Raw genomic sequence first — 5,081 nt, 5'->3', positions numbered from 1 at the left:
AATAACAAATCAAACAGTCACATATTCCAAATTTTTAAAAGCGCGTTATGATACACGAAAATGACCTAGAAATGAGCCATATCCAAGGGCACCTAGCCACTCCTTCAGGGCCTTTTGAAAAATAAAATCTATTTTTATTAATTGGTTATATACCAAAGCCTCTTAGAGTGAAGAGGGAACGGCAAGTGCATAAAACGCCATGAACATCGATACACGATGTGCTTGGGATGAACGAACGCGCAGCCAACACCGCTACAACTTTAAGTCGTTTGGGTATAGCCGCGTACTTTGATTGATATTATTGGGTAAGAATCATATGTTGGAAAGCATTGGCATCGTTAACCTTTGGGCCTATTTGGTCGGCGTTTTTTTAATTGTTATTGTTCCAGGGCCAAATTCTATCTTCGTGCTAACGGCTAGCGCAAAGTATGGTGTGCGTGGCGGATATAAAGCGGCAATGGGCGTCTTTACTGGTGATGCACTGCTGATTTTTTTAGCCTTTTTGGGCGTGGCTACCGTGGTCAAAAACTCACCGGCCTTGTTTCATGCCATTCAATATTTGGGTGCGGCTTACCTACTTTATCTCGGTATAAAAACCATTACTCAGAGCTTACGAGTTAAAGAGTCTCAGCCTGAGGTGAAATCAGTTCAAGGCAGTAAAGGGATCTATTTTAAAGCGTTAGGGCTGAGTATCCTCAACCCTAAAATGATTATTTTTTATGTCTCATTTTTTATTCAATTCATTGATTTTAATGCGCAAAGTACCGGTTTATCGTTTTTAGTTTTGGGCGCAATTTTGCAGCTGTGTAGCATGCTGTATCTCTCGCTACTGATTTTTGCTGGTTTTGGGATCACGAATAAAGTCAAACAACATAAAAAACTAGCGACGCTATCCAATACTTTTATTGGCTCACTGTTTGTGATGTTTGCGCTAAGACTGGCTTTAACCGCTTAATCTTTCGCCATAAAAACTTCATCACAATGCCGCCTCGCTGACACAAACCCCACTTAGCATAACGTCAAGATCACAGTTTGTGAGGACGTTATGCTATCTACAAGCCCTTTTAAATTACCCCGTAAAACCCCTTTTGGACTGGCTGAACACTTTGCAGAATGGGCAACAGGATTAAGTCAACTCGATAAATTTTATCATCAGCGTCCCGCACAGTGCTCCAGCGCGGAATTTTTACGTTTTACCTTAGAGATATTAGGAATTGATTATCGCGTCACTAAGGGCTGCGTATCACAAATACCAACAACTGGCACAACCATTGTCGTCGCTAATCATCCTCTCGGATGTGTTGAAGGCATTATCCTTGCTGAACTGCTGCTATCGGTTCGTAATGACGTCAAAATTCTCGCCAATCACTATTTAAAAACGGTGCCAGAGATCGATGAGCTGTTTATTGGTATCGATGTATTTGCCCGCGAGAATGCCAGTCATGCCAATCTATCAGCCTTACGTCAAGCTCATCAACATCTTGCCAATGGGGGTGTTTTATTGATGTTTCCTGCTGGGGAAGTCTCACAGTGGGTAGACAATAAACCGCAGCGAGTCGAGGATAAAGAGTGGAGCCAATCAGTCAGCCGTTTAGTGAAAAAACATCAAGCGACCGTCTTACCAATCTATATTGATGGCCAAAACTCAAAACGATTCTATATGGCTGGAAAGATACATCCATTACTTCGCACACTCTTACTGGGTAGAGAGCTACTCAACAAACAGCAAAGTTGTATCGAAATAGCGATAGGAGAAACCATTGCTTGCTCAGAAATCGCCACCTTAGATGACCAACAACTGGTTAATTATTTACGCTTAAACACCTATTTATTACAAAATCAGCGCTGGATAACTCGCGATAAAACGCAGCAAGATAGAAGCCTGCCACCTGTCGTTGAAAGGCTGAGCGACGAGATGTTACAACAAGATATTGCTGCCCTACCTCAAGAATGTCATTTATTGGATCATCAACACTTTAGCGTATATTGTGCCAGTGCCGAGCAAATTCCGGCAATCTTGCATGAAATTGGTCGAGTCAGAGAGTTGAATTTTCGCCACGTCGGTGAAGGAACTGGACTTGCCTTAGATATTGATCACTTTGATCGCGATTACCTGCATCTTTTTATTTGGGATCGGACAGAACATGCGTTAGTTGGCGCTTATCGTCTCGGATTGGTCGATAAATTAGTCGAGCGACACGGTATGCATGGCTTATACACACGCACTTTGTTTCATTACGATCAGCGTTTTATCGATAATATGGGTAAATCTATTGAGATGGGGCGTTCGGTGGTCGATAGTGCTTATCAAAAAAGCGTCGCGCCATTACTGCTGCTCTGGAAAGGCATTGCGACCTATATTGATCGCCACCCTGAATACACACACCTTTTTGGCCCAGTCAGCATCAGCAGTGATTACAGTGAACTTGCACGTCAATTACTCGCCGATACCATGACACTGCACTATTACGATCAAGAACAGGCCAATTTAGTCAGTGCCAGTCACCCACTATCGAGTACCTATCAGCTATGGAATGCCAGCTTACTGTCAGCCCTAGCAGACCTACAGCTTTTATCACGAGTGATCGCGCGTATTGATGATGGCAAAAGCATCCCTGTTTTATTACGCCAATATTTAGGCTTGAATGGCCGTTTGGTTTGCTTTAACGTCGATCCTGATTTTAACGACTCATTAGATGGGTTAATTATGGTCGATTTACGTCAAGTCCCGGTACGAACGCTCGCCCGTTATATGGGGGTTGAAGCCGCTCATCGCTATTTAACGCGGCATCATTCAGAGTAAAAATCAGGCACGCCCATCAAAGCAGCGTGCCTGATTTTTTGATTACTTTGCTATACCCACCCAAACAACTTGGCGTTGCAGGCTACGTTGTCCTTACATTCTCAGCTCACGAAGCCAATATTAAACCGATGACGTTGCCGTAGTGGGATCTTCGCTTTGTAAATCATCATCATGCTCTTCCATTCGCCAAGGCAAACTCCCCGGTGAAATATGTAAAAAGTGCAGATACTTCTCAAATTGATCCAAAATATCATTGATGATATCGCGCTCTTCATAACCATAGACATCGTAAGCTTGACCTCCCCGACGAAGAAACACTTCCGCTCGATAATAGTAATCATCATCGATTTGTTTCTCTTGCTCGGAAGCAAACTCGGGCATCTCATAAGCACGCAGGCGAATCTCATAAATAAACTCCACTTCGTCCGCTTTCTCAACATCAATAATGCAGCGAGTATTGAGATCATCAAAGGTCACTTTTGCTTGCCAACCTTTATGTTCAAGCTCCTGCTTAACGGTGTTCATAGCAGCCAGTCCGGTCTGCTCGATGAATTTCTCCACACTAGTTTTAGCCGGGAAATCAATAAGGTGCGACAGTCGCTTTTTCCAATTGGTTTTGCCTTGCAGATGCACAGGTAACTTCATATCGTGCTGTAAACTGGTCTCATGATGCCCTTCAATCACTAACGCTCGCCACATGCCAATACCACCAATTAACATGATAATGGCAAACGGTAAGGCACTAACGATCGAGGCGGTTTGTAAGGCACTGAGTCCCCCTGCAAGCAGTAACACCGAAGCAACAAGTCCTTGAGTCACCACCCAGAATGTACGCTGCCAGACTGGAGTATGCATTGCACCGCCCGATGCTAATGAATCAATCACTAATGAGCCTGAATCTGATGAAGTGACAAAGAAGGTGATGATCAGCAATACCGTAATAAAGGAAACCACGGAAGAGAGAGGCAGAAGCTCAAACAACTGAAAGAGCGCGACAGCATGATCGGCCTGCACATCGGTAATCAGTGAGGTATAACCTTCAACCATAATCAGATGCAGTGCGGTGTCGCCAAAAATAGAGAACCAAAGGAAGGTAAAGATCGACGGTACCAACATGACCCCGACCACAAATTGTCGAATCGTGCGGCCACGACTTATTTTGGCAATAAATAGCCCAACAAAGGGTGCCCAAGCTATCGTCCAGCCAAAAATAAACAGCGTCCAGTTACCAATCCAGTCGCTTGATTCATAAGCTTGCAGACTAAATGTTCGTTCAACAATATTACTTAAATAACTTCCCGTATTTTCTAAAAAGGTTTCTAAGATAAATATTGTGGGTCCAACGATAAATACGAAGAGCATCAAACTGATCGCTAACAGCATATTAATAATCGATAAACGCTTAACACCTTTATCCATACCTGCAAGCACTGAAAATAAAGCTAAGCAAGTAATCACCGCAATCGCACTAATTTGGAAAGGCACACCCACTTCGACGCTTGGCCATAAATAGTTAACCCCTGCGTTAATTTGAGCAACCGATAAACCTAATGTCGTAGCAATACCAAATAAGGTGCCGAGAATCGCGAATATATCGACAATATGACCAATGGGGCCATGAATTCGCTCACCAATCAAAGGATATAATGTTGAGCGCATTGATAACGGCAAACCATGCCGAAAAGCAAAATAAGCTAAACACAAACCAACCAAACCATAAATGGCCCAGATATGAAATCCCCAGTGGAAATAGGCAATTTGCATAGCTTGTTTAGCCGCTTCAATAGTTTCTCCGCTGCCTGTTGGTGGCGAGGCATAATGCAATACCGGTTCTGCGACACCGAAGAAAAGTAAAGCAATACCGTATCCTGCGGAAAAGAGCATCGCAAACCAAGCTGGAAAGCTATATTCAGGCTCAGCATGATCGGGGCCAAGTTTTATATTTCCCCAGCGCGTAAAAGCTAATGAGACAATAAAAATCAAAAATAAGGCGACCGCTAACATATAGAACCAACCAAAGGTTTCGGTTATATAAGCTAACGTCGTCGAAAAAACCTCACCAGCTAGACTAGGATTTGATATGGTTCCTACTACCATTAGTGCTATGACAATTACCGCCGGAATAAAAACCGGAATAAGCACAGTCGAGTTAGATTTCTCTAACTTATCAATCATAAAGCCTCCTGCTTTATTAGTTCTTATTGAAAAAAAACCTCCTCATCATATAACATTTTGACTCTCACTGCGAATGACACTATCAAATCAATAAAAATCATCG

At 43.0% G+C, this 5,081-nt stretch carries 3 protein-coding genes; 2 read left to right on the top strand and 1 reads right to left on the bottom strand.

The features are described 5' to 3' along the window. The first annotated feature begins 316 nt into the window (after positions 1-316). Together leuE and CAG60_RS15035 are read left to right on the top strand one after the other, a co-directional pair. Complete coding sequence (leuE, locus tag CAG60_RS15040; protein WP_154169179.1) at positions 317-955, top strand: leucine efflux protein LeuE; 639 nt, start codon at positions 317-319, stop codon at positions 953-955. A 90-nt stretch (positions 956-1,045) separates the two neighbouring features. Continuing rightward, entirely contained in the window at positions 1,046-2,803 is a 1,758-nt protein-coding gene (locus CAG60_RS15035) for a lysophospholipid acyltransferase family protein (RefSeq protein WP_161439312.1), read from the top strand. Between the two features lie 120 nt (positions 2,804-2,923). On the opposite strand, the gene CAG60_RS15030 is transcribed toward CAG60_RS15035, so the two are convergent. Further along, complete coding sequence (locus tag CAG60_RS15030; protein ID WP_161439311.1) at positions 2,924-4,978, bottom strand: BCCT family transporter; 2,055 nt, start codon at positions 4,976-4,978, stop codon at positions 2,924-2,926. Positions 4,979-5,081: the final 103 nt, after the last annotated feature.

Source organism: Vibrio sp. V33_P6A3T137 (assembly GCF_009904835.1).
GTDB classification, from domain to species: Bacteria; Pseudomonadota; Gammaproteobacteria; order Enterobacterales; family Vibrionaceae; genus Vibrio; species Vibrio metschnikovii.
The sequence above is the reverse complement of the archived record's forward strand: the minus strand, read 5'-3'. Positions and strand labels throughout refer to the sequence as shown.